The organism is Actinopolymorpha cephalotaxi, from assembly GCF_013408535.1.
Classification (GTDB): Bacteria; Actinomycetota; Actinomycetes; order Propionibacteriales; family Actinopolymorphaceae; genus Actinopolymorpha; species Actinopolymorpha cephalotaxi.
In genome coordinates, this window is the sequence record NZ_JACBZA010000001.1 from 2,197,710 (window position 1) to 2,222,555 (window position 24,846).

Genomic DNA, 24,846 nt, shown 5'->3' on the forward strand with positions numbered 1-24,846 from the left:
GGAGGCGGACAGAGATCGGACCTATTTCCGATGGGCTCTGGGGGTGGCGCCGGATACCGTGGCTCATCGTGAGTGCATCCAGGACCCCGGCCGCAGCCGTCCCCCAGACCCCCGACGACCAGACCCCCGCCACGGCGAAGGACAGCATCCTCCGTCCGCCCTACCGCGCACTCACGATCGGCATCGTCTCCCTGGTCCTGCTGGTCGCGTTCGAGGGGATGGCGGTCGGCACCGCCATGCCGGTGGCGGTCAAGGACCTGAACGGCCTGGAGTTCTACGCCTGGGGGTTCTCCGGCTTCATGACGGCCAGCATGTTCGCCACGGTGCTGTCCGGCGAGCTGTGTGACCGCCTCGGCCCACGCTTTCCCTTCGTCGTGGGCACGGTGCTGTTCGGCGTCGGCCTCCTGGTGGGGGGAGCGGCACCCACCATGGCGCTGTTCGTCCTCGGGCGGATGATCCAGGGACTCGGCGGCGGCGCGGTCGTCGTCACCCTCTATGTCATCGTCGGCCGCGCGTTCCCCGAGCAGTTGCGCCCTCGGGTCTTCGCCGCCATCTCCAGCGCCTGGGTGCTGCCCTCGGTGGTCGGGCCGGTGATCGCGGGCACGGTCACCGAGCACTTCACCTGGCGGCTGGTGTTCCTCGGCCTGGTGCCGCTGACGATTCTCCCGCTCGCCCTGGTGATCCCCAGCCTGCGTGGGCTGCCGACGGTCGAGCCGTCGGCCGCACGGTCGGGCCGCAAGCGGCGCGCGCTGGGTGCCGCGGTAGGCATCGGCCTGTTGCAGTACGCCGGTCAGGAGCGCACCTGGTGGAGCCTCCTCCTGGTCGTGGCCGGCGTCACGGCCCTGGTGCTGAGCCTGCCGAGACTGCTTCCGCCGGGAACGCTGCGGTTCGCCCGCGGCCTGCCCGCGGTGGTGGGCATGCGCGGCATCTTCGCCGGTGCCTTCTTCGGCGCGCAGTCGTTCGTTCCCCTGATGCTCATCGAACACCGCGGCCTGTCGGCCACCCTTGCCGGCCTCACGCTCACGGTCGGGTCGTTCGGCTGGACCGCGGGCTCGTGGTGGCAGAGCCGGCCGTCACTGCGCACCACCCGGCCACGCCTGGTGCAGAACGGCGCGGTGTTCCTCACCCTGGGGATCGGGGTGTGGCTGCTCACCGTGTTGCCGGTCGTCCCGGCATGGCTGGCCGCACTCGGCTGTGTGCTCGGTGGTCTCGGCATGGGGCTGGCCACGGCCAGCCTTTCGGTGCTGCTGCTCGGCTGCTCCCGGCCGGAAGAACACGGCGCCGCCGGTGCGGCCGCACAGGTCTCCGACTCGTTCGGGAGCGTCGCGCTGGTCGGACTCGGCGGTGTCATCTTCGCCGGCCTGCACGGACAGGCGTCAGCAGGAGTGGTCTACAGCAGCATCTATCTCGTCATGATCCTGGTCGCGGCGGCGGGGATCGTGTTGGGGCGACGGGTACGTGCGGACGCGAACACCGGCCCCGCGACGGTCGGCGACTGAGCCCCACGGCCGGCGGCCACCGGCGGAAACTGTCCCACCGTCGGCTTCGGTCGAACTCTTCGGCGGGCGGTCGTCCGCTGAAACTGTGAACCACCCCCCTCCGGATGACGAGTAGGGCTGTCAGCCCCGGACGCCCGTGCGATCGTGGGAGTTCCGGGGGGTTGCCGATGAGGCTGAAAACGGCGGTGCAGTTGGCCGCGGCGGCTATCGCGGTGTCCCTGATCCCGGCTGCCTCCAGCCAGCCGTACAACAGTTTCGCCGCCGCCGAGGGCAGCCAGTCGGCGGCCAACGGTCAACGAACGGCGATCACCACCGTCGAGCCGCCAGGGAGTTCCACGGCAGCGCCCCCGCCGTCGGAGTTCGGCATCCCGGGGGTGGTGCTGCAGGCGTACCGCGCGGCCGCCGTGCGGCTCGCCGGGGCGGCGCCGGGGTGCCGGCTGACCTGGCAGATGCTGGCCGGCGTCGGCAAGGTGGAGACCGACCACGCCCGCAACGGCGCGGTCGACAGCGCGGGTACGACACTGCGGCCGATCCTCGGCCCGGTGCTGAACGGCCGCAACTACGTCGCGGTCGCCGACACGGACCGCGGCCGGCTGGACGGCAACGTCATCTGGGACCGCGCGGTCGGCCCGATGCAGTTCATCCCGGCGTCGTGGTCGCGGTACCGCGCCGACGGGAACGGCGACGGCGTGTTCGACATCAACAACGTGTACGACGCGTCGCTGGCCACCGGCAACTACCTCTGCACCGGCCGGCGGGACCTGTCCAACCGAATGGAGCTGGCCACCGCGCTCTACAGCTACAACAACTCCACGCAGTACGTCCAGAAGGTCCTGTCCTGGATCGACGCGTACACGGCCGGCCGGTCGGCACCGCTGCCCGGCACCGACCAGAGCCCGCTGGCCGGTGCGCAGCTGCCGGCGCCCACGTCGGCGCCCGTTCCCGATCCCACGCCCGCGCCCACCTCGACGGCGCCGGCACCTGTTCCCGTCGTTCCGGGCCAGCTGCCCGGGCCGGCGCCCACCGCCGCCCCCACGACGGCGCCGGGCCAGACGTATCCCTATCCGTATCCCTACGGGTATCCGAACTATCCGGCTTACCCGGGCTATCCGGCCTATCCCGGCAGCCCGTATCCGTACCCCTACCCGTATCCATACCCCCCGGTGCCCGGCCAGACGTATCCGCCGGCACCCGGGCAGCCGGGCCAGCCGACGGTGCCCGCGCCCGCCCCGACCGTGCCGGCGCCCGCCCCCACCTCGACGGCGAATCCACGCCCGACCGCCACGTCGGATCCGCCGTCCACCCCTCGCCCCACTGCCACCGCGACCAGACGGCCTACTGCCAAGCCCACCGCGACCGCGAGGCCGAGCCCGCGGCCGACCGCGCGACCGAGCCGAACCCCCAGCCGAGCACCGAGCGCCACGCCGCGACCGACCGCAAAGCCCAAGCCGAAGCCGACCGCGACCACGAAGCCCAAGCCGACCCCGAAGCCGACCGCGACCTCGAAGCCGACCGCGACCCCGAGACCGAGCCGCCGGCCGACGCACACCCCGTCACCGACTCCGACGCATTCGGCCAGCCCGACACCGGTCCCGACGCCGGCACCCAGCTGTGCGCCGGACGGAAGTCCCACCCCGACCCCGACTGTCTCCCGGAACACCGCATCGCCCTCGCCGACAGCGACACCACGACCGACCCGACGACCGACTCCGCGACCGACCCCGCGTCCCACCGCCACGCCCGGTCCCGCGCACCCGACCGCGACGCCGAGATCGACCCCGAAGCCGACGCCGAAACCGACCCCGACGCGTGCCTGTCCGGTCAGGGAGTCCGCGCGCGGACCTCGTTGACGATCTTCTGCAGCGTCTTCCTGTCCTCCGGCGCGCCGGTCAGGCGTACCGCCACGTGCTGGTCGGCCGGACCGCCGCGGGTCGCGGCGAAGACGTGGCTCATCGCCACCGACACCTGGAGCTCGGCACCGGTGCCCACCGACCACTCCGCATAGGTCGTGCTGTCGTCGGTACGCCGCCAGTCGGTCTGCGGGCGGGGCAGCTGGTCACGGAGTTCCGCCCAGGCCGTCCCGTCGCACGGTGCCGGGCATCGGCGGACCTCGATGATCCCGCCGGGCGGGGTGCCGGGCCTGCCCGACAGGGCGTAGGAGTCGTCGACGCACACCCAGCGCACCGATCCCTGTCCGCCGTGGGTACTGCGCAGGCATCCCCACGAGCTGGGCACGCGGAACTCGAACGGCAGCCCCGCGAGGTTCATCGTGACGGTCGGTTCGCCGACTCCGAACGTCGGGCCGGCGACCGGTCCGTCGGGGCCGTCCGCACCGGTCCAGGTCGGCTGCGGTGAAGGCGTCCGGGGCCACATCGTGGGCGGAGCGCTGGGAACGGCGGTGGGCAGGTCGGCGTCCGGCGATCCGCCGGGGTACGGCGACGCCGGGGCGGTGCCGGCGGAGCGGTCGTCCCGGCCGCCCAGCCAGAGGTTCGCGGCGAGGGCGCCGCCGACGACGACGGCGAGGGCCGCCGCCACCGCGACGGCGAGTATCGCCAGGGACCGGCGGGCGTTCGCCGGGCGTACGGCGTCCGCCGGTCCACCGGGCGCCGCGGGTGCGGGGCGGGCCGCGGCGGAGGTCGCGGAGGCAACGGAGTCCGCGGCCGCCGAACCGGTCCAGTGGGGTGCGAACTCCGGCCCGCTGTGCCGGCCCCACGACCTGCCGCCCGGGACGGCGCCGGGCAGCGCCGCGGCGTCCAGCAGCCCGAGCGCGGGCCCGGGCGTCGCGCCCGGTCCGGCGTCGGCGACCGCCGCCCACGGCAGCTCCGCAGCGAACTCGGCCGCGAGCACCCGGCCGGGCTCGCGCAGGGCAAGACCGTCCACCGCACGGGCGAACCGGGTACGGACCGCCGGGTCGGCCGCCGCCCCCGCGTGCAGCACCGTGACCGCCACCGGGCGACCGGCCGGGTCGTACGCCGCGAACACCACGCCTGCCGCGTGCTGCGCAAGTCGGCCACGGACCCCGAACCGCCCGAACTGCCGCGGGTCGGTGGGGCGCAGCGGGTCGGTCATCGGAACCCCCGTGGTGATCCGGGCCGCCTGGGAAGGCTGTGGAAAGGGAGCGGGCCGGGTGTGGTGCGCGAACTGGTGGCACGCTTGGTCGCGTGGCAGACGATACCGACGTCCCCACGCCCGGAGAGGAATCGCCACATGACGACGCCTGACCGCAGCGAGGCCGAAAGCCAGCCGGAGTCCGACGCCGCCCACACAACCGGGCACTCGACCGCGCACCCGACCGGCCCCCCACCCGAGCGCTCGACGGAACACTCATCGGGGCACTCATCTGTGCACCCATCCGGGCGTGCACCGGGACAGGACGCCACTCCCGACCCAAACCACCGTAGTGCGCACGACTCCGCCCACACCGGAAACGGCGCGGTGTCTCCGGCCTCCGGTGTTCCGGCCGTCGAGGCGTCCCTGATGGCCGAGGCGCTGGCGGAGATCAAGCGGGTCATCGTCGGCCAGGACCACATGGTCGAACGCCTGATGGTCGCGCTCCTCGCCCGTGGGCACTGCCTGCTGGAGGGTGTGCCCGGCGTGGCCAAGACCCTCGCGGTCCGTACGTTCGCCACGGTGGTCGGCGGCGACTTCGCCCGGCTGCAGTTCACTCCCGACCTGGTGCCGTCCGACATCGTGGGCACCCGGATCTACCGCCCGAGCAAGGAGTCGTTCGACGTCGAGCTCGGCCCGGTCTTCGTCAACTTCGTCTTAGCGGACGAGGTCAACCGCGCGCCCGCCAAGGTGCAGTCGGCGATGCTGGAGCTGATGGCCGAACGCCAGGTGTCGGTCGGCGGGCGGACGTTCCCGCTGCCGTTGCCGTTCATCGTCATCGCCACCCAGAACCCCCTCGAGTCCGAAGGCGTCTACCCGCTGCCGGAGGCGCAGCGGGACCGCTTCCTGGTGAAGGTCGACGTGCACCTGCCCGACGCCGAGCAGGAGTTCCGGATCCTGGAACGCATGAGCGTCGACCCGCCCACGCCGCGCAGGGTGCTGGACCCCGAACGCATCATCGCTCTCCAGCACGCCACCGACCAGGTCTTCGTGCACCGGCTGGTCGCCGACTACATCGTCCGGCTCGTGCTGGCCACCCGGCGCCCGGCGGAGTACCACCTGCCCGAGCTCGCGTCGGTGATCGAGGTGGGCGCGAGTCCGCGGGCCTCGCTCGGGCTGGTCTCCTCCGCGCGGGCGCTGGCGCTGATGCGGGGCCGCGACTACGTACTGCCGCAGGACGTGCAGGAGGTGGCCTGCGACGTGATCCCACACCGGCTGGTGCTGGGGTTCGACGCGGTCGCCGACGGAGTACGCGCGTCCAGCGTGGTCGAGCGGGTCCTGTCCGTCGTACCCCCTCCGCGCCCGGTGTGGCGGCAGGAGCCCGGCGACACCGCGGAACCGAACCAGCCCGGTCACGCCCAGCCGAGCCAGCCAAGCCAGCCGGGCCAACCGAGCCAATCGAGTCAGCCAGGTCAACCGCACCAGCAGCCGAACCAGCCGAACCAGCCCGCTCAGCCCGGGGACGACGGCGACGGCGGCCACGGCGGCGCGCGGCGGCCGGAGTTCCGGTGACCCAGCGGGTTTCCACCAACGAACGAGGTGAGCTCAGCCTGGCCCACCTCGCGCCCGAACGCGCCCTGCGCCGGCTGGAGCTCACCATCGTCCGCCGGCTGGAGGGTTTTCTGCACGGCGAGCACCTCGGCCTGCTGCCCGGCCCGGGCACCGAGCTCGCCGAGGCGCGCGTGTACCGGCCGGGGGAGGACGACGTACGCCGGATGGACTGGTCGGTCACCGCCCGCACCACCACACCGCACGTGCGCGACGTCATCTCCGACCGGGAGCTGGAGACCTGGACGCTGGTCGACATGTCGGCGTCGATGGACTTCGGCACCGCCGCGCTGGAGAAGCGCGAGCTGGCGGTGGCCGCGGTCGGCACCGTCGGCTTTCTGACCCACCGGCTGGGCGACCGGTTCGGCGGGGTGGTGCTGCGCGGTGGCCGGGTGCGGCGCTGGCCGGCGCGTTCGGGCCGGCTGGCGTTGTACGGCCTGCTCCGGTCGCTGCTGACCGAGCCGCGTACTCCGGTGCACGAGGCCGACGACGACTTCTCCACCGCGCTGGACCGGTTCTCCCGCACCAACCCGCGCCGCGGCCTGCGGGTCGTGGTGTCGGACTTCCTGGACGGTTCCGGCGACGACCCCGGGACCCCGCTGGCCTGGGAACGCCCGATGCGGCTGCTGTGCGCCCGCCACCAGGTGCTCGTGGTGGAGGTGCTCGACCCGCGCGAGCTGGAGATCCCCGACGTCGGCGTGGTGTGGCTGACCGACCCCGAGACCGGTGACGTGCAGGAGGTGAACACCGGCGACGTCACGTTGCGGGCGAAGTACGCCGAGGCCGCCGCCGCACACCGCGCGCGGGTCCGGACCGCGTTACGCCGGTCCGGTGCGGCCCACCTCACCCTGCGAACCGACCGCGACTGGGTCTCCGACACCGCGCGCTTCGTCCTAGGGCACCGCCGGGTGGCCCAGCGGCTGCACGCCCCGCCCGCGAGAGGAGCAGGCGTATGACGTTCCTCGCCGGCGAGCGGCTGTGGCTGCTGCTGATCGTGCCGGTCCTGGTGGTGGCGTACCTCCTGCTGCAGCGGCGCCGGCGCCGGTACGCCCTGCGGTTCACCAATCTCGCGTTGCTGTCCCGGGTGGCGCCCAGGCGCCCGGCCTGGCGGCGGCACGTGGCGCTCGGGCTGAGCCTGGCGAGTGTCGGGCTGATGGTCACCGCGTTCGCCCGGCCGGAGGCCACCGTGCGGGTGCCCCGCGAACGCGCCACGATCGTGGTGGCCGTCGACGTGTCGATCTCCATGCGGGCCGACGACGTCTCGCCCAGCCGGATCAAGGCGGCACAGCAGGCCGCGAACGCGTTCGTCGGCGACCTGCCGGAGAAGTTCAACGTCGCGCTGGTGTCGTTCGCCGGCACGGCGAGCATTCTGGTCCCGCCGACCACCAACCGCGACGACGTCGAGCGGGCCGTCAACGGCCTGCAGCTCGCCGAGTCGACCGCCACCGGCGAGGCGATCTTCACCTCGCTCGACGCGATCAAACAGGTGCCGCCCGACCCCGACCACCCGCGCGACCCGCCGCCGGCGCGGATCGTGCTGCTGTCCGACGGTTACCGCAACGTCGGCCGCGGCGTGGACGAGGCGGTGTCGGCGGCCAAGGCGGCGAAGGTGCCGATCTACACCATCGCGTTCGGTACGCCGTTCGGCACCGTGGACATCGAGGGGCAGCGCACCCCCGTCCCGGTCGACGAGGACACCATGCGCCGGATCGCCGCGGACACCGGCGGGCGCAGCTACACCGCGGAGTCCGGCCAGGAGCTGGAGCAGGTCTACACCGACATCGGTTCCTCTGTCGGCTACACGCGGGAGAAGCAGGAGATCACCTCCTGGTGGACCGGGGTCGCGTTGCTGATGGCGCTGTGCGCCGCCGGGGCGTCGATGCTGTTCCTCGGCCGGCTGCCCTGACCGGCGGCCCTGACCGGCTGCCCTGACCGGCGGCCCTGACCGGCCCGAGAGGAGTCTGCGCGGATGCCGATCCTGGTGGGGACCTGCGGCTGGATGTATCGCGACTGGCGGGCGAGGTTCTACCCGGAGAAGCTGCCGCTACGGCTGTGGCTGGAGCACTATGCCGAGCACTTCGCCACGGTCGAGCTGGACAACGCGTTCTACCGGCTTCCGTCGTACGAAACCTTCCAGGCGTGGAACGCCCGGCTGCCCGCGGGCTTCACGGTGGCGGTCAAGGCGAGCCGGTTCCTCACCCACATCAAGCGGCTGCGTGAGCCGGACGAACCCGTCCACCGCCTGGTGGACCACGCCCGCGGCCTGGCCGGGAACCTCGGGCCGATCCTGGTCCAGCTCCCACCCAACCTGCGCGCCGAGCCCGAGCGGCTGGACGAGTGCCTGTCCGCGTTCCCGGCCGGCGTCCGGGTCGCGGTCGAGCCGCGGCACGAGTCGTGGTGGACCGACGACGTACGCCGCCTGCTCGAGCGGCACGGCGCGGCGCTCGCCTGGACCGACCGGCTGGGCCGCCCGCTCACCCCGCTGTGGCGTACGACGGACTGGGGCTACGTCCGCTTCCACGAGGGGAGGGCGCGGCCGTGGCCGCGGTACGGCCGGGCCGCGCTGAAGTCCTGGGTGGAGCGAATCGCGGACGCCTACGGCGACGGCGCCGACGTCTTCGCGTACTTCAACAACGACCCGGGCTGCGCCGCCGTGGTGGACGCGGCGGCGTTCGCCGGGCTGGCCGCGGCCACCGGCCGGACCGTCACCCGTACGCCCGATCCGCGTTCCCTGGCAGGGATCTGAGCGTCCTGGTCGCGACCGCGGATCCGGCGGCGCGGGCCTTTCCCTCGGCCGACGGCGAGACGGCCCGCCGCACTGCGCGCAGGAGCCGGCCAGCGACTCGCCGATTGCGCGACACGCGGGGCGGATGGCGAACGACGGAGGCTTCCGGCACACTGAGCCGGAACCGGACTGCTGCTTCATGAGTCGAGGACGCTGGGGAAGGCGCTCGCTCGACCAGGAGAGGTGGTCCCGGTGACGACACGAGGTGTGCTGTACGTCCACTCGGCGCCGTCGGCGGTATGTCCCCACGTGGAGTGGGCAGTCGCCGGCGTTGTTGGCGTGCGCGTGACCTTCGACTGGACGCCGCAGCCTGCCTGCGTCGGCGCCCAGCGAACCGAGCTGTCCTGGCAGGCCAAACCCGGCACCGCCGCGGCGATCGCCTCCGCACTTCGCGGATGGCGCCAGCTGCGTTACGAGGTGACCGAGGAGCCGAGCACCGGCTGCGAGGGCGCCCGCTACTCCTACACCCCGACGCTGGGGCTCTTCCACGCCGTCACCGGCCCGCACGGCGACATCCTCGTCCCCGAGGACCGGCTGAAGGCGGCGATGGTGAAGGCCCGGCTGGGGGAGTCCCCGCTGGAGCACGAGCTGGAGCGGGTGCTGGGAAAGCAGTGGGACGACGAGCTGGAGCCGTTCCGGCACGCGGGCGAGGGCGCTGCGGTCCGCTGGCTGCACCAGGTCGTGTGAGCGCTGCGAAGCCTGGCCGAAGGTCTGCGATATTACCGATTGGTTGGGGTTGACCGAACTGGCATGCGTGAGGGTAATCTTCCGGTGACGCAGGGCTGCGAGACACAAACACCTCGATCTCGCAGCTGAGCCACTCGACTTCTTGTTTCACAGACGACGTGTGCCACACACAAAGACGTGGCCGCGCGGTGGGCCGACAGGGGCGACCTCGGCAGCCGAGCACGCGGCCGCACCACGTGGGGCGTGACCACTCCTGGGTGGTCACGCCCTCATTCGTTGTGCGGGGCTTCGGCTCTCTCCCGAGGTTCGCGTGCCTGGTGTTCTCGGGGTGCCTGTTGTGCATGGCGTGCCTGGCGTGGCCGGGCCGTCAGGACGCCCCGGCTCAGCCGCAGGAGACGAACACCGGCGTGACGGACACCGGAAGCACCACCGCATGCGGCCGCGGCTCCACCGCGACGGCGGCCCCGAACACGTCCACCGCCCGCACGGACGCGCCCTCGCCGAGTGCCGGCCACGACACCTCGACCGGTCGCGCGGGAAGGTCCTCACCGGCGAAGAGGTCCCGCTGCTCGTCCCAGACGGCCAGCAGCGGGGGAGCCGTACCACGGTCGACGTCGAACGCCGCCACCTCCGGCCGGCCCGGCACCGTGCGGCGGCCGACCGTCCGGGCGCCCGCGAGCAGCCGGGTCAGCAGGGCGAACGTCTCCGCCTCCGGGTGCCGGACGTTCAGCTTCGTTCCCTCGTAGTCCAGCAACGGGAACGTCGCGTACATCAGGTGGGCCATGGTGAGGTGGTCGACGCGGCCGGGCACCTCCGGCGCGAGGTCCCAGCAGATCGTGCGCCGCACCCCGGCCGACAGGGCCAGCAGGTTGCGCATCACCAGGTCCCGGCAGCCCATCCGGCGCCGCCTCGCCTCCAGGTCCGGTGGACAGTCCGCCAGGAACATCGCCAGCTCCGGCGGTAGGTCCGGCCGGGCGTACAGCGCCCGCATCGCCCTGCGTTCCGGAGTCTCCCAGCCCGCCCGGGCCCGTAGCTCGGCGGTGCCGAGGTCGGCCGTCGCCTCGGTCGCGCCGGCGAACGCGGACATCATCGTCTCGGTGATCGCGGCCATCGCCTCGGGGAACCAGAACGGCGTCGGGCCGCGGTACTCACCGACCACGACCGGCTTCTGGTAGCCGTGGGCCCGCATCAGCGACCGCGCGGTCGCGAGGTGGTCGAGGATCCGGGCGGGCTCGTCGTAGAGGTGGACGTCGAAGACGTCGAAGTGGTCGCGGCCCTCCCGGGCGAGGTGGTCGAAGAACTCCCTGGCCGGGCTGCCCGGCTCACTGGAGAGCACGTCGTAGCCGCAGCCGCCGAGTACCACGGCCGCGCTCGGATCGGCCTCCTTCACCGCGGCGTACATCGCCTTCAGCTGGGCGAGGTACTCCGGCGCGGTGCCGGCCCAGAGCAGGCCGGTGTTGCTGGGCTCGTTGTCACACTGCCAGTAGTGCACCCGGCCCGCGCAGTGGGTCACCAGCCGGCGTACGAAGTCGGCGTAGGCGGTCAGCTCGTGGGCCGGGGACGGCGGCAGGAAGTCGGTCGCCTGGCGGGTCGCCCAGGTGGAACTGGAGCAGACCGTGACCCAGACCTCCTCGGTGCCGTCGAGTTGGTCGAGGAACGCGTCCACCACCGACCAGTCGTCCGCACCGGGGGTGCGCTCGACCTGGCCCCAGTAGACGTACGCCCGGACCAGCCCGGCGCCGAGCCCGCGGGTCTGCGGCACGAACTCGTCCGGCGGCCCGAACAGCCCGTAGCTGATCCCGCGAACGATCCCCAACCTGATGTCCGCCGGATCCGCGAAGGCGTTCGGCGACTGCGAGGTATATGACATAAACCGAAGTGTATGGCGTAAACTCTGCGGGTGGCCACCTCCTTTTCCGACGTTCCCGCCTCCATTACGACGATCTGGGCCCGCCCGCTGCCCGAGGGTCGGCGCGGCCTGCACAGGGAGGAGATCGTGCGCGCCGCCGTCGAGGTCGCCGACGAGGGGGGCCGGCACGCGCTGACCATGCAGGCGGTGGCGGCCCGGCTCGGGCCGGTCACGCCGATGGCGTTGTACCGGCACGTCGTGAGCAAGGACGGGTTGACAGACCTGATGCTCGACGCCGCCGTGGCCGAGGTGGACCTGCCCGGCGCGCCCGGCCCGGACTGGCGCACGGACCTCGCCGGGCTCGCCGCCCGCACCTGGCAGATGATCGTCCGGCATCCGTGGTGGGCCGAACTCCTGCACACCCGGCCGCCGGCCGGTCCGCATCTGATGCGGCGTACGGAGTTCGTGCTGGCCGTGCTGACCGGCCAGGGCCTGACGGTCGGTCAGGCGATGACGTACACCGCCCTGCTCGACCGGCACCTGATCGGCGCGGGACTGCAGGCGGCCGAGGAGCACCGGACGCGGATGAGGTACGGCCTGGAAGGCGCCGGCGACTTCGTGGCCGCGATCCAGGCGATGACCGACCTGGCCGACGGCGCGCGGTGCCCGCTGCTGCGCGACTGGCTGGCGGCACCGACCGGGCCCAGCGACGACGACAGCGTGGCGCTCGGCGTGGAGTGCCTGCTGGACGGCATCGCCGCCCGGCTACCCGGTCCTCAGGCCACGTCCTGAGGCGCCGCCACCGGCGCCGGTGGGACCGGTGGGAGCAGTGGGAGTGGTGACACGCCCCGGATGGAGGCGTCCACGAGTTCGACCGGGTGCAGCAGCGGCGGTGCCTCGTCCCCGAGGTGCCGGCGGATCTGCAGCAGGCAGCCGGGGTTGGCGGTGGCCACCAGGTCGGGCTGCACCGAACGGACGTTGGCGACCTTGCGCCGGCCGAGGTCGGCGGCGGCGTCGGGTTCGAGCAGGTTGTAGACCCCGGCCGAGCCGCAGCACAGCTCCGCCTCGGGCAGGTCGACGACCTCCAGCCCGGGAATGGTCGCCAGCATCGCCCGCGGCGCGGTCCGCACCCCTTGGGCGTGACCCAGGTGGCAGGCATCGTGGTAGGCGACCCGGCCCTCGATCGGGTTCCGGGGGGCGCGCGGCTCCAGCTCGGCGAGCACCTCGGTGACGTCGCGCACCTTCGCGCTGAACGCCGCCGCCCGCTCGGCCCAGTCGGGCTCGTCGCGCAGCAGCGTGCCGTATTCCTTCATCGTCGAACCGCACCCGGCGACGTTGACCACGATCGTGTCCACGTCGTACCGCTCGAACGTCGCGATCGTGTCCCGGGCACGGGTCAGCGCCTCGGGCTCGCGTCCGGTGTGCATGCTGAGCGCGCCGCAGCAGCCCTGGTCGGGCGGGATCAGCACCTCGCACCCCTCGGCGGCGAGAGTGCGGACGGTCGCCGCGTTGACGCCGGAGAAGAAGACCCGCTGCACGCAGCCGGTGAGCACGGCCACCTTGCGGCGCGGGGTGCCGACCGCCGCCACCCGCTCGGGCGGGTCGGCCACCAGGTCGCGGGCCCGGATCGGCGGGAGCAGCGACTCCAGGGCGCGGAGCCTGGCCGGCAGCCGGTCCAGGAGACGCCCCCGGCGCAGCAGCCCGGGCAGGCCGCTGCGTTGGTAGGCCAGCCCGCCGATCGCCGCGAGGCGCAGCCTGCGGGGGTGGGGGAAGAGCGCGAAGACCAGCTCGCGGAACGTACGGTCTGCCCAGCCGCGCTCGTGGTGGCGCTCGATCTGCGGCCGCATCGACTCCAGCAGTTTGTCGTACTGCACTCCGGACGGGCAGGCCGTCACACATGCCATGCAGCCCAGGCAGGTGTCGAAGTGGCGCACCAGCTGGTCGTCGAAGGACGCCGAGCCCTCGCGCACGAGGTCCATGAGGTAGATCCGCCCGCGCGGGGAGTCCATCTCCTCACCCCACAGGGCGTACGTGGGACACGTGGGCAGGCAGAACCCGCAGTGCACGCAGTCGTCGAGGAGCTCCTTGTCCGGCGGGTGGTGCGCGTCGAAGTTGCCGGGCCCGTCCGCCCGGCCCTCGCCGGCGGACGGGTGAAGGTGGCCGAAGATGTCCTCGGACCCGGCGTCGCCCGCGGGGGCGGGCTGGGCGAGATGGTCGGTCATCGCGAACGTCCTCTCGTCAGAACCACGGTGCGAACCGCCCCGGGGCCAGCCGGTGGTCTGCGTCCAGTCTCTGCTTGATCGACCGCAGCAGCGGCGCCGTCGCGGGCGCGGGACCCCAGGCCGGCGCGACCTCGAACGTCCCCTCCGCCGCACGGTGGACGGTGACGCTGCCGCCGGCCGCCAGCACCCGCGCCCGCCAGCCGTCGAGCACCGCGCCGTGGCCGGCCGGACTCCCGCCGGTGAGGGCGACGGTCGTGACGCCCACCCCGACGCCCGCGGTCAGGGCCGCCGACACGCCGTGCCGCTCGGCGAGGGTGCCGAGGAGCCCGGCGAACTCCGGTAGCTGGTCGGGACGGGTGCCCGCGCGCAGCACGGTCTGCCCCTCCTCGCCACGCACCAGCGCGGCCAGGCCCGACCAGGCAGCCTCCTCGGTGTCACCGCCGAGGACCTCGCCGCTCCCGAGCAGCTCCCGCGCCTTGTCGGCCCGGGCGACCGCACCCGCGGTCGTCCCCTCGAAACGCACCAGCAGCCGGTCGTCGTGCCAGTCGACCGCGACGGGTTCCAGCGGCGAGGACAGAACCACGCCGGCCGCCCGCACCGCCTCGGTCACCGGGCAGGGAACCGCGAGGGTGCGGCTCGCCTCCGGCCGCGGGTGCACGCGCAGCACCACCTCCACGACCAGCCCGAACGACCCCAGCGAGCCGGCGAACAGCTTCGTCAGGTCGTAGCCGGCGACGTTCTTGATCACGTGCCCGCCGCTGCGCGCCACGGTCCCGTCGGCGAGCACCACCGTCACGCCGATGACGAGATCGCGCAGGGTGCCATAGCTTGCTCGCAGCGGTCCGCCGTCACCGGTGGCCAGCAGGCCCCCGACGGTGGCGCCGGCCGGGATCCGCGCGGCGTCCAGGGCGACCCGCTGGCCCTCCAGCCGATCCTGCAGGTCGGCCATCGCCATGCCGGCGCCGACCGCGACGGTCATGTCCGCCGGGTTGTACGCCACCAACCGGTCCAGCCCGGTGGTGTCCACCACCACGTCGACGGGCTCGACCGGCGCGCCCCACGACTGGGCGGTGCCGGCGCCGCGCACGAGGACCCGGTGACCGGCTCGCGCCGCGTCGCGCATCGTGTCCCGGGCCTGGGCCAGGTCGGCCGGGCGTACGGTCGGCAACCCGTCGGTCGAGGTGCGGTCAGAGACGCTCGATGACACCGTCGGCCTCCAGCGGATGGGGTCGGTAGGGTCCCGGCTTCTCCCCGCACAGGCGCGGCGTGGGCAGCATCTTTCCGGGGTTGCACAGCCCGTCGGGGTCGAACGCCCGGCGTACGCGGTCCATGGTCGCGAGGTCGTCCTCGCCGAACATCACCGGCATCGAGCAGGCCTTGTCGGTGCCGATCCCGTGCTCGCCGGACAGCGACCCGCCGAGGTCGACGCACAGCTCGGCGATCGCCTTGGACAGCTTCTCGGCCCGCTCGTGCTCACCGCGCGCGTCGTCGTACAGCACCAGCGGGTGGAGGTTTCCGTCGCCGGCGTGGAAGACGTTGGCGACCCGCAGCCCGGCCTCGGCGCCCATCGCCGCGATCGTGCCCAGCGCCTCGGCCAGCCGGGTGCGGGGGACCACGCCGTCCTGGACGAAGTACTGCGGGCTGATCCGGCCCACCGCCGCGAACGCCGCCTTGCGGCCGGTCCAGATCCGGCCGCGTTCGGCGTCGTCGGCGGCCACCCGGATCTTCGTCGTGCCGTTGCGGTGGCAGAGCTCCTGCACCGCCTCGAACAGGTCACCGCACTCGTCGGCCGGGCCGTCCAGCTCGATCACCAGCGCGGCGGGCGTGTCCAGGGTGTAGCCGGCGCCGACCGCGGCCTCCGACGCCTCGATCGCCAGCTGGTCCATGATCTCCATCGCCGCCGGGACGATCCCCGCGCCGATGATGTCGGTCACGGTGTTGCCGGCCTGCTCGATGGACGGGAAGTCGGCCAGCAGGGTGTGCACCGCCTCCGGCTTGCGCAGCAGCCGGACCACGACGCCGGTGACGATGCCGAGGGTGCCTTCGGAGCCGACCATCAGCCCCCGCAGGTCGGGCCCGGCGACCTCCGGTGACGGGCCGCCGAGCCAGACCACGCTGCCGTCGGGCAGCACGGTCTCCAGGGCCAGCACGTGGTTGGTGGTGAAGCCGTACTTCAGGCAGTGGGCGCCGCCGGAGTTCTCCGCGACGTTGCCGCCGATCGTGCAGACCTGCTGGCTGGACGGGTCGGGTGCGTAGTAGAGGTCGTACGCCGAGACCGCCCGGCTGATCGCGAGGTTGGTGACTCCGGGCTGGACGACCGCCCGGTGGTTGGCCGGGTCGACCTCGACCAGCGCGCGCATCCGCTGCAGGGAGATCACCACGCCCTCGGCCACCGGCAGGGCGCCGCCGGACAGCCCGGTGCCGGCGCCCCGGGCGACGAACGGCACCTTCGCCCGGTGACAGGCGCGCACGACCGCCGCGACCTCGGCCGTGGTGGTCGGCAGCAGCACCAGCGAGGGGACCACGCGGTAGCCGGCGAGGCCGTCGCACTCGTAGGTGCGCAGCTCCACCGGATCCGAGATCACCCCGGCCGGGCCGAGGACCGCAGTGAGCGTGTCGCGCAGGTCCGCGATGGCCGTCATGTCGCCTCCCCGTCCGCGATCGATGTCGTGTCCCCGGATCCTACGTGGCGGCGCCGACCACCGTGCCGGACGAGGGCCAGCAGCAGCAGGACGGCCGCGACCGCGGTCATCAGCCAGCCGACGTGGTGCAGGCCCCTGGTGCTCAGGTCGCGTTCGAACACGATGCCGAGAACGCTGGTGGACAGAATGGCGCCGAGATAGCGGAAGGTCTGGAACAACCCACCCGAGGAACCCATCCGGTCCGGCGGGCTGGCCTCGTACAACGCGGTCTGCAGGCCGAGGTTGTTGAACCCGCCGGGGATGCCGAACAACAGCGCGGCGACCACGATCACGATCACCGGGCTGGACTCGTGCAGCAGTTGCACGACCAGCGTGCCCGCCAGCAGCACGGCCGACCCGAAGACCAGCGTGGCCCGCGACCCGCGCAGGCTCACCACCCGGGCGGCGACCGGCGTCATCAGCACGCCCATCAGGGCCAGCGGCAGGATCAGCAGCCCCACGGTGTCCGAGCCGAACCCGCGCACCGAACCCAGCCACAGCGGCAGGCCGAAGAAGACGCAGTAGAACACCAGGTTGACCCCGCCCTGCTGGCCGAGCACGGACGAGAGCGCGCGGTTGGCGGCGAGCCCGCGGACGTCCAGGAACGGCGCCGGCGCGGCCAGTTCCTGACGTAGGAGAAGAACCGCGAGAACGGCCACCACGGGCACCAGCCACCACTGCGGATGGTCGGCCAGCGACAGCAGGAACACCAGCAGGCCGGTCAGGGTGGCGCTGAACAGCAACAGGCCGGGCAGGTCGACCGTACGCAGGAACGGCTCCGCGCCGCTCGCGCGTGGCGGCGACTTCGGCAGCAGGCGGACAGCGAGCACGATGCCGGCCGCGGTGAACGGCACGTTCACCAGGAATACGGCCTGCCAGCCGGCGAACGCCACCAGGAACCCGCCGAGCACGGGACCGAGCGCGGCGCTGGTCGAGGCGGCGACGGTGAGCGCGGCCAGCGCGGCCGACGGGGGACGCGAGCCGTTGCCGGGAACCCCGGCCGGGCCGCCGGGGAAGTTCTGTCCGGCCGTGGCCCCGGCCGGATTCCGTCCGACCGGCGCGCCGCTTTCCACGGCGGCGCGGATGAGGACCAGCGCAGCGGGGAATGCAGTCGATGTGCCCACCGCCATCAGCACCCGGATGCCCACCAGCCACCAGAAGCCGGGGGCGAAGGGCGCGGCGGCGCAGACCGCACACATCAGGGCGAGGCCGGCCACGAACAACCGGCGGGCGCCGAGCAGGTCCACCAGCCGCCCCATCAGCGGCTGGCCCACGGCCGCCGCGAGGTAGAACCCGGAGACGAGCCAACTGGAGGTCGCCACGCCGACGCCGAACTCGCGTTGGAGCGGGACCAGCGCGACCGCGATCATCGAGGAGTTCAGCGGGTTCAGGACGGTGCCGAACGCGAGGGACGCGAGCAGGCTGGTGGGTACCCCGAACCTCGGTGCCGGCACGCGTCGCCTCCCTCCGGATCGTCCCCGCTGACCCGCTTGAGTCCTCGTCGATCCTGTCAGTCCTCGTCGCCTTCCGGACCGGCCGGGCCACGGCGTGGATCACGGGTGGGCATCACGGGTGGGCCGCATCGGTCACCGGCGGGCGACCGTCGGTGGCATGTGCTAGACGTTGCACTGCACAAGATCGGGAACAAGAGCTCGGGAAGAAGGGTGCACATCGTGGTCGACATCACCGTCGCGGGCGGACAGGTCGAACGAGGCGAGGAGATCCTCACCGACGAGGCCCTTGCCTTCCTCGCGGAGCTACAGGAGCGCTTCGGCGCCCGCCGCGACGAGCTGCTGGCCGCTCGTCGCGAGCGCAGGGCGGAGGTCGCCCGCACCGGGCAGCTGGACTTCCTGCCGCAGACCCGCGAGGTCCGTGACGACCCGAGCTGGCGGGTGGCGCCCGCCCCCGCCGACCTGACCGACCGGCGGGTGGAGATCACCGGCCCGACCGAACGCAAGATGACGGTCAACGCCCTCAACTCCGGCGCCAACGTCTGGCTGGCCGACCTCGAGGACGCCAATACGCCGCACTGGGCCAACGTCGTCGGCGGCCAGGTCAACCTCGCCGACGCCGTACGCCGGAAAGTGTCGTTCAGCGCGCCCGGCGGCAAGTCCTACTCCCTGCGCGACGACGGCCGGCTGGCCACGATCGTCGTCCGGCCGCGCGGCTGGCACCTGGACGAGCGGCACCTGCTGGTCGGCGGCCGGCCGATGGTGGGCGCGCTGGCCGACTTCGGCCTGCACTTCTTCCACAACGCCGCCGAGCTGCTGGCCCGGGGGAGCGGCCCCTACTTCTATCTGCCAAAGATGGAGAGCCACCTCGAGGCGCGGCTGTGGAACGACGTGTTCACCTTCGCCGAGGAACGCCTGGGCATTCCGGCCGGGTCGGTCCGGGCGACCGTGCTGATCGAGACGATTCCCGCGGCGTTCGAGATGGAGGAGATCCTCTACGAGCTGCGCGAGCACGCCTCCGGCCTGAACGCCGGCCGCTGGGACTACCTCTTCAGCCTGATCAAGTACTTCCGCGACGCCGGCCGCGACTTCGTGCTCCCCGACCGCAACGCCGTCACCATGACCGCGCCCTGCATGCGCGCCTACACCGAGCTGCTGGTGCGCACCTGCCACCGGCGCGGCGCGTTCGCGATGGGCGGCATGGCGGCGTTCATCCCGAGCCGGCGCAACCCGGAGGTCAACGAGACCGCGCTGGCCAAGGTGCGCGCCGACAAGGAACGCGAGGCCGGTGACGGGTTCGACGGCTCCTGGGTGGCCCACCCCGACCTGGTGCCCATCTGCAAGGAGGTCTTCGACGCCGTGCTCGGCGACCGGCCCAACCAGCTGGACCGCCAGCGCGACGACGTGCACGTCACCGCGGCGGAGTTGCTGGACATGAAGTCGACGCCCGGTGAGGTCACCGAGGAAGGGCTGCGCAACAACATCTCGGTGGCGTTGCAGTACCTCGCGTCCTGGCTCGGCGGCAACGGCGCGGTCGCCATCTTCAACCTGATGGAGGACGCCGCCACCGCGGAGATCTCGCGTTCGCAGATCTGGCAGTGGATCGCCAACAACGTCCGCCTGGACACCGGCGAGGTGGTGACCGCCGACCTGGTGCACCGAATCGAGGACGAGGAGCTGGCCAGGATCCGCGAGGCGCTCGGCGCGGAGGCCTTCGACGCGGCGCCGTTCCAGTCGGCCCGCGAGCTGTTCGAGACCGTCGCGCTCGCCGAGCACTACGCGGACTTCCTGACCGTCCCGGCGTACGAACGCATCGACTGAACGCCAAGGGTCTGTCCTGGCCGCAGGCGGGCTCGGCGCGCCGGCGGTCACGGCTCACAGCTCGCCCATCACCAGGCCCTCGATGGTGTGCTTCTGGGTGATGGGGGTGAGCTCGTCGACGACCGGGCACACCAGGTGGTCCCGCACCCGCGGCGGGAGCTCGTCCCAGTAGGCCCTGGTGACGGCGAGGTCGTGGTGGTCGGCGTTGCCGGCACCGGGCGCGTCCAGTCCGAGCACGAGCACCGGCCTGGTCTTTCGGGAAGCATGCCTGGTGCCGCGGTGGATGGTGAGCGCCGAGCGGGCCGAGATGTCGCCCACCCGCGGATACTTCCGCACCGCGCGTTCCTCGTAGCGTCCGTAGCGTGCCCTGTCCGGGAACATCCCGTGCTCGAAGTCGTCGCCGCGGTCCCACTGGGTGCCGAGCGCGATCTCGAACGGACCCATGTCGGGTTCGGTGTCCACGAGGGTGACGTTGAACGCCAGGCTGGTCAGCCGGTGCTCGTCGCGGGTCTCGGGCGGCATCGGGAAGTCCCGGTGCCACGGCTGGTTCATCCCGCCCGGGCCCGGGACGTCGAACCCCACCTCGACGATCTGGTAGCCGGGGCCGAGCACCGCCTCGGCGACCCCCCGTACCCACGGGTGGTCCGCCAACTCCACGAAGCCGCGCAGCGCCTGCGGATGAATCTCGACGTAGTAGCGGTTCGGGCCGCGTCCCACGGCGCCTCCCTCGCGGGAGCGGGCCTCGTCGAAGGCCGCCTCCACGTCCTCACGCAGCTGCTGTACGAACTCTCGGGAGAAGGCGCCCTCCCGGCCGACGATCCCGTCGGTCGTCAGGGCGACCACCGCCTTCTGGCGTTCGGCCTCGGTGATCGTGCCGTGCGCGGTCTGGGACATGGCACCTCCTGTTCGAACTCCACCGATCTCTGGCCCGAGACCACCGCCACCGCGTGGGCTTCCCCGCTCTCAGAAGAGCGTGAACCCGCCGTCGATGACGACGACCGAGCCGGTCATGAAGCTGGACGCGTCACTGGCCAGGAAGACCACGGCCGGCCCGAGCTCGTCCGGTAGTCCGTAGCGTTTCATCGCGGCGGGTTCGACGCACCACTGCTGGTACTCCGGCTGGTCGACCGGTGAGGCCTCGGTCAGGAAGTAGCCGGGGGCGAGTGCGTTGACCCGGATGCCATGCGGCGCCCACTCCGCGGCGAGTGCCTTCGTGAGCTGGTGGACGGCGGCCTTGGAGGCGAGGTAGGGAGGCTGCCAGCGGGGCTGGTTGACGATCATCGCCGACATCGAACCGATGTTGACGATGGTGCCGGAGCCGCGTTCGACCATGCCGTTGGTGCCCGCGGCGACCGCCCGGCTGCACCGCCACACGCCGTCGAGGTTGGTGGCGAGCACCTCCCGCCAGGACTCCTCCGGGGTCTCCAGTGCGGTGCCGGGGACACTGATGCCGGCGTTGTTGACGAGTACGTCGACCGGTCCCAGCTCGCGGGTGACCTCCGCGACCATCCGGTCGACGTCGGCTGGATCGGTGACGTCCGCACGCACTCCGTACGCCCGGATGCCCTGTGCACGCAGCTCTTCCGCGGCCCGGTGCACTCCGTCGGCGCCGCGGGCGGTCACCGCGACCGCCGCGCCGGCCTCACCGAGGGCCTGCGCCATCGCCCGGCCCAGGCCGCGGCTGGCCCCGGTGACCAGGGCCACCTTGCCGTCCAGGGAGAACCTGTCCAGCACCCTGGTGGAGTCGGGCTTCCGCGCGCTTGTCTTCGGGGTCGGGTCCTGCGTGGTCATCGGGTCGCTCCTTCGACGGGTTCGGTGCTGGCGTCGGTGACGGGCAGCGGCATGCCGAAGCCCGGGGTGCCCGGCAGGTGCAGCGCGCCGTCCTCCAGCCGGTAGCCGGACGCGTCCACGCCGTCGGTCTGCCCGGGGACCCCCTCGACGATCGGTACGCCGCCCAGACCGGCGGCCAGGTGCGCGGCGTACCGCGTCTTCAGCGGCTGGCCCCACGCGTGCGGCGAGATCTGCACGCCGAGCGAGCGCACCCGCGGCCACAACGCGCGCCAGGCGGTGAAGCCGAACGACACCACGTCCATCAGCAACACGTCGACCAGGCCCTCGGCGGCGAGGTCGAGCAGGAGGGGCACGTCCGGCTCGTGCTCCCCGTCGGCGACCAGCGCGGTGGAACCCAGCCGGGCGAGCTCCGCCCGCAGCCGGCTCAGGTCGGCGCGGTTCTCCGGAAACGGCTCCTCGATCCAGTACAACCCGCAGTCGGCGACCGCCTCCAGATATGCGCGCAGCCCGTCTGGGGAGTAGCCGTCGTTGGCGTCGACGAGGATCCGGGCGCCGGGGTGCTGTGCCCGCACGGCGCGGGTGACCTCGACGTCGCGGCGCAGGCCGTCGCCGGGGGACATCCAGCGGTGGCCGCGGCCGATCTTCAGCTTGAACGCCCGGTGGCCGGCCCGCTCGTCGTCGCGGCAGTTGGCCAGCACCGCCTCCACCCCGCGGGGCGCGTCGTCGGGGTCGAGGTCGTCGAAGTAGATCGCCGCGTCGTAGCAGGGGACCGGTCGCGGGCCGGCGGCACCGAGCAGCTCGTACACGGGTCGGCCCAGCAGGTGCCCGGCGAGGTCGTGCAGCGCGAGGTCCAGCGGAAGCGCGGCCGGGTCGGTGACGCCGACCGCCGGGTCGAAGAGGTCGGCGACCGCTCGTCCGGTGAGCGACCGGGCCGCCGCCTCCACTCCGTCCGCGCCTCCCAGCGCGACGCCCCAGCCCCGGGCACCGCCGTCGGTGGCCAGGCAGACCGCGGTGACCCGGCCGCCGTCACCGTGCGATCCGAGCCGGGCGTTGCGGCCGATGGTGCGGGGGTAGCGGTCGCCCGGGCGGACCATCCGGATCTCGGTGACGCGATGCTCGGTGAGCGGCGACATCATGCCCTCCCGTGGGCCGGCCGCCGGTGACGAAAGGTGGCCGACGGGATTCTCTTCGTGATTTTGGGGCTGGAGATTTCGGGCTTTCCGCAATTCTTGGGACCGAACATTTCGTCGCTTTTCCCCTCCGGGCAACTGGTGCGGCGAATTCGTTTCCTGAGCCGTCCACGGGGCGTTTCCGGCCATCCGACAGCCCGGCCTAGGCCAACCCAGGAAGGGATGTCACCATACGGGCTTCGCCGTGCCCACGGTGATTTCCGTACGGAGAGTCGTACGGCCGGAAAAGGCCAACAACTCAAGCGATATCTCCCACGGACGAATCACAGGGCGCGGAAAGGAACTGGATCCGAGCAAGGAAAGTGGTCGGTCACCGTGCGCGGACGTACCTATCTGATCGCCCTGGCCGCCGCGGCGATCGTGCTCGCGGGGTGCTCGTCCCTCGGCATCGGAGGCACCCGGAACACCGCCGCCGGTGGGCCCGCGCGGCAACGGACCGCCACCGCGTCGCCGGCACCCACGTCCCCCGCGGCCACGCCCACGCCCACGGCCACACCGAGTCCCACCGCGACCGCGCCGTCCCCGACCCCGACCCCGAGGACGCCCGCACATCGCAGGACCGCCCGGCCGGCGCCGGCGAAGCGACACCGGCCCACGGCGGGCGCCGTGAAACGCGCCAGGCCCGCCAAGCCAGCCAAGGCCACGCGCGTCCGGTCCACCAAGGTGCTCGTGATCGTGGAGGAGAACGAGGAGTACGGCTCGGTGCTGAACGGCGGCAACGCGCCGTACATCTCCAAGCTCGCCCGCACCTACGGCACCGCGACGAACTACCAGGCCGGCTACTCCACCGGCTGCCCGTCGCTGCCCGGCTACCTGCTGCTGACCAGCGGCTCCACCCACGGAATCTGCGACGACTCCGACGCCTACTCCCACCAGATCAGCGGGCCGAGCATCTTCTCCCAGGTGCAGGCGTCCGGGCGTCAGTGGCGGGTGTACGCGGAGTCGATGCCGCAGGCGTGCGCCAAGGGCAACTCCGGCACGTACGTGCCCCGGCACGCGCCCGCGCCGTACTACAGCTCGATCGCCGGACGGTGCGCCGACTGGGACGTGCCGCTGGGCACCACCGGCTCCGGCGCACTGCGGCGCGGCATCGACAACGGCCTGCCCTCGTTCTCGTTCGTGGCACCGGACCTGTGCAACGACATGCACGGCGCGTCCGGCTGCGACAGCGGCCGGATCGGGGCCGGTGACGACTGGCTGGCCCGGTGGGTTCCGCGCATCCTCGCCGGGCCCGACTACCGCGCCGGCCGCCTCGCCGTGGTGATCACCTGGGACGAGGGCTCCTCCTCGTCGAACCACATCCCGACGATCGTCATCTCCCCGCACACTCACAACGTGTCCAGCGACCGGCCGCTCTCGCACTGTGCGCTGTTGCGGACCACGGAGGAGATTCTCGGGGTGTCAAGGCTGGGTTGCGCGGCGGACGCCCCGTCGATGCGGGCGGCGTTCGGCCTCTGACCAAGGTCGACCGGTCTCGCCCGTCGGGTGCCGAGCCGTCCGTAGACTTCGGACGTGGTCCTGCAACTGATCGGCGCCGGTCTGCCCCGTACCGGAACGTCCTCGCTTCGTGAGGCGCTGCGGTATCTCCTCGGTGCGCCCGTATACCACATGAGCGAGGCCTTCGCGCACCCCGAGCACGCCCGAACCTGGGTGGCCGCCATCGAGGGACACCCGCCTGAGTGGGGGGACTTCCTGGCCGGCTACGTCGCAGGAGTGGATGCGCCGTTCTCGAACTGCTGGCGCGACCTGGCCGCGGAATACCCGGACGCCCCGTGTTGCTGTCGCGTCGCGGCGATCCCGAGCAGTGGTATCGCAGCATGGCGGCAACCGTTCTTCCCCGTACGCGCGAGTTGCTCGCGACCGGCGATGGCGACCCGATGGTGCCTTTGTTCCAGGTCCTCTTCCGCGGGCTGTGCACCGATATCGGTGATCCGGACGATGCGATGTCCGGCTATGAGCGGTGGCTGAGCGAGGTCCGTACGGAGATAGAGCCCGAGCGGCTGGTCGAGTGGCAGCCGGGCGATGGCTGGGATCCGATCTGCCGCGCCCTGGCAATGCCGGTACCCGACCGGCCCTTCCCCCACGAGAACAGCACCGCGGACTACAGGGCACGCAAGGAGATGCGGGCTCGCAGGGACGAGGCACGGCTCGCGTCGCTTCGATCCGCGGACCGCGCCGCACCCGGATAGGACGCGTCGTGCCGCCGGCGGGGAA

General features: G+C 72.5%; 20 protein-coding genes and 1 pseudogene. 11 read left to right on the plus strand and 10 right to left on the minus strand.

Annotated elements, in window-relative coordinates:
• Nucleotides 1-68: 68 nt before the first annotated feature.
• The gene (locus tag FHR37_RS09770) at nt 69-1,499 is read left to right on the plus strand and encodes an MFS transporter (protein WP_237768818.1); all 1,431 of its coding nucleotides are present in this window, start codon (nt 69-71) and stop codon (nt 1,497-1,499) included.
• Between the two features lie 167 nt (nt 1,500-1,666).
• Entirely contained in the window at nt 1,667-3,349 is a 1,683-nt protein-coding gene (locus FHR37_RS32400) for a lytic transglycosylase domain-containing protein (RefSeq protein ID WP_175542533.1), read from the plus strand.
• On the opposite strand, the gene FHR37_RS09780 is transcribed toward FHR37_RS32400, so the two are convergent.
• Entirely contained in the window at nt 3,321-4,568 is a 1,248-nt protein-coding gene (locus FHR37_RS09780) for a protein kinase family protein (protein WP_092883711.1), read from the minus strand. The two genes, FHR37_RS32400 and FHR37_RS09780, sit on opposite strands and share 29 nt — an antisense overlap.
• 408 nt (nt 4,569-4,976) lie before the next feature.
• Here FHR37_RS09780 and FHR37_RS09785 point away from each other — a divergent pair, with 408 nt between their 5' ends.
• From FHR37_RS09785 to FHR37_RS09805, 5 genes are all read left to right on the plus strand, one after another.
• Entirely contained in the window at nt 4,977-6,119 is a 1,143-nt protein-coding gene (locus FHR37_RS09785) for an AAA family ATPase (RefSeq protein WP_092883806.1), read from the plus strand.
• On the plus strand, nt 6,116-7,111 hold the full coding sequence (locus FHR37_RS09790) for a DUF58 domain-containing protein (protein ID WP_092883712.1): 996 nt from the start codon (nt 6,116-6,118) through the stop codon (nt 7,109-7,111). The genes FHR37_RS09785 and FHR37_RS09790 overlap by 4 nt, the downstream gene beginning before the upstream one ends.
• Nucleotides 7,108-8,061: a VWA domain-containing protein gene (locus FHR37_RS09795; RefSeq protein WP_092883713.1), complete on the plus strand. Its 954-nt coding sequence runs from the start codon at nt 7,108-7,110 to the stop codon at nt 8,059-8,061. The genes FHR37_RS09790 and FHR37_RS09795 overlap by 4 nt, the downstream gene beginning before the upstream one ends.
• 63 nt (nt 8,062-8,124) lie before the next feature.
• Nucleotides 8,125-8,901, plus strand: a complete 777-nt coding sequence (locus tag FHR37_RS09800; protein WP_092883714.1) for a DUF72 domain-containing protein — start codon at nt 8,125-8,127, stop codon at nt 8,899-8,901.
• Between the two features lie 231 nt (nt 8,902-9,132).
• Nucleotides 9,133-9,627, plus strand: coding sequence for a DUF3145 domain-containing protein (locus FHR37_RS09805; protein ID WP_092883807.1), 495 nt, complete (start codon nt 9,133-9,135; stop codon nt 9,625-9,627).
• A gap of 382 nt (nt 9,628-10,009) precedes the next feature.
• Here FHR37_RS09805 and FHR37_RS09810 read toward each other — a convergent pair whose 3' ends face one another.
• Nucleotides 10,010-11,497: a glycoside hydrolase family protein gene (locus FHR37_RS09810; RefSeq protein WP_139238976.1), complete on the minus strand. Its 1,488-nt coding sequence runs from the start codon at nt 11,495-11,497 to the stop codon at nt 10,010-10,012.
• 30 nt (nt 11,498-11,527) lie between these two features.
• Here FHR37_RS09810 and FHR37_RS09815 point away from each other — a divergent pair, with 30 nt between their 5' ends.
• Nucleotides 11,528-12,268 carry a TetR/AcrR family transcriptional regulator gene (locus FHR37_RS09815; protein WP_092883716.1) on the plus strand — a complete coding sequence of 247 codons (741 nt, stop codon included), beginning with the start codon at nt 11,528-11,530 and terminating at the stop codon, nt 12,266-12,268.
• Here FHR37_RS09815 and FHR37_RS09820 read toward each other — a convergent pair.
• From FHR37_RS09820 to FHR37_RS09835, 4 genes are read right to left on the minus strand one after another with little or no spacing between them, the layout of a single operon-like run.
• The gene (locus tag FHR37_RS09820; protein WP_092883717.1) at nt 12,253-13,698 is read right to left on the minus strand and encodes a (Fe-S)-binding protein; all 1,446 of its coding nucleotides are present in this window, start codon (nt 13,696-13,698) and stop codon (nt 12,253-12,255) included. The two genes, FHR37_RS09815 and FHR37_RS09820, sit on opposite strands and share 16 nt — an antisense overlap.
• Before the next feature lie 16 nt (nt 13,699-13,714).
• Complete coding sequence (locus tag FHR37_RS09825; RefSeq protein ID WP_202818104.1) at nt 13,715-14,905, minus strand: FAD-binding oxidoreductase; 1,191 nt, start codon at nt 14,903-14,905, stop codon at nt 13,715-13,717.
• On the minus strand, nt 14,886-16,340 hold the full coding sequence (locus FHR37_RS09830) for an FAD-linked oxidase C-terminal domain-containing protein (RefSeq protein WP_092883718.1): 1,455 nt from the start codon (nt 16,338-16,340) through the stop codon (nt 14,886-14,888). The genes FHR37_RS09825 and FHR37_RS09830 overlap by 20 nt, the downstream gene beginning before the upstream one ends.
• Nucleotides 16,337-17,833 carry an MFS transporter gene (locus tag FHR37_RS09835; protein WP_092883719.1) on the minus strand — a complete coding sequence of 499 codons (1,497 nt, stop codon included), beginning with the start codon at nt 17,831-17,833 and terminating at the stop codon, nt 16,337-16,339. Before FHR37_RS09835 ends, FHR37_RS09830 begins: the two co-directional genes overlap by 4 nt.
• 219 nt (nt 17,834-18,052) lie before the next feature.
• Between FHR37_RS09835 and aceB the strand changes: the two genes are divergently transcribed.
• The gene (gene aceB, locus FHR37_RS09840; RefSeq protein WP_092883809.1) at nt 18,053-19,651 is read left to right on the plus strand and encodes a malate synthase A; all 1,599 of its coding nucleotides are present in this window, start codon (nt 18,053-18,055) and stop codon (nt 19,649-19,651) included.
• Between the two features lie 54 nt (nt 19,652-19,705).
• Here the strand turns inward: aceB and FHR37_RS09845 are convergent, their stop codons facing one another.
• From FHR37_RS09845 to FHR37_RS33045, 4 genes are all read right to left on the minus strand, one after another.
• Nucleotides 19,706-20,545: a phytanoyl-CoA dioxygenase family protein gene (locus tag FHR37_RS09845; protein ID WP_092883720.1), complete on the minus strand. Its 840-nt coding sequence runs from the start codon at nt 20,543-20,545 to the stop codon at nt 19,706-19,708.
• Nucleotides 20,546-20,614: 69 nt separating this feature from the next.
• Nucleotides 20,615-21,442, minus strand: coding sequence for an SDR family NAD(P)-dependent oxidoreductase (locus FHR37_RS09850; RefSeq protein WP_092883721.1), 828 nt, complete (start codon nt 21,440-21,442; stop codon nt 20,615-20,617).
• On the minus strand, nt 21,439-22,578 hold the full coding sequence (locus tag FHR37_RS09855) for a mandelate racemase/muconate lactonizing enzyme family protein (protein WP_092883722.1): 1,140 nt from the start codon (nt 22,576-22,578) through the stop codon (nt 21,439-21,441). Before FHR37_RS09855 ends, FHR37_RS09850 begins: the two co-directional genes overlap by 4 nt.
• Before the next feature lie 383 nt (nt 22,579-22,961).
• Nucleotides 22,962-23,228, minus strand: coding sequence for a hypothetical protein (locus tag FHR37_RS33045; protein WP_175542534.1), 267 nt, complete (start codon nt 23,226-23,228; stop codon nt 22,962-22,964).
• A gap of 10 nt (nt 23,229-23,238) precedes the next feature.
• Here FHR37_RS33045 and FHR37_RS09865 point away from each other — a divergent pair, with 10 nt between their 5' ends.
• Together FHR37_RS09865 and FHR37_RS31455 are read left to right on the plus strand one after the other, a co-directional pair.
• On the plus strand, nt 23,239-24,090 hold the full coding sequence (locus FHR37_RS09865) for an alkaline phosphatase family protein (protein ID WP_092883724.1): 852 nt from the start codon (nt 23,239-23,241) through the stop codon (nt 24,088-24,090).
• A 54-nt stretch (nt 24,091-24,144) separates the two neighbouring features.
• Nucleotides 24,145-24,821, plus strand: a pseudogene (locus tag FHR37_RS31455) (sulfotransferase family protein).
• The last annotated feature ends 25 nt before the right edge of the window (nt 24,822-24,846 follow it).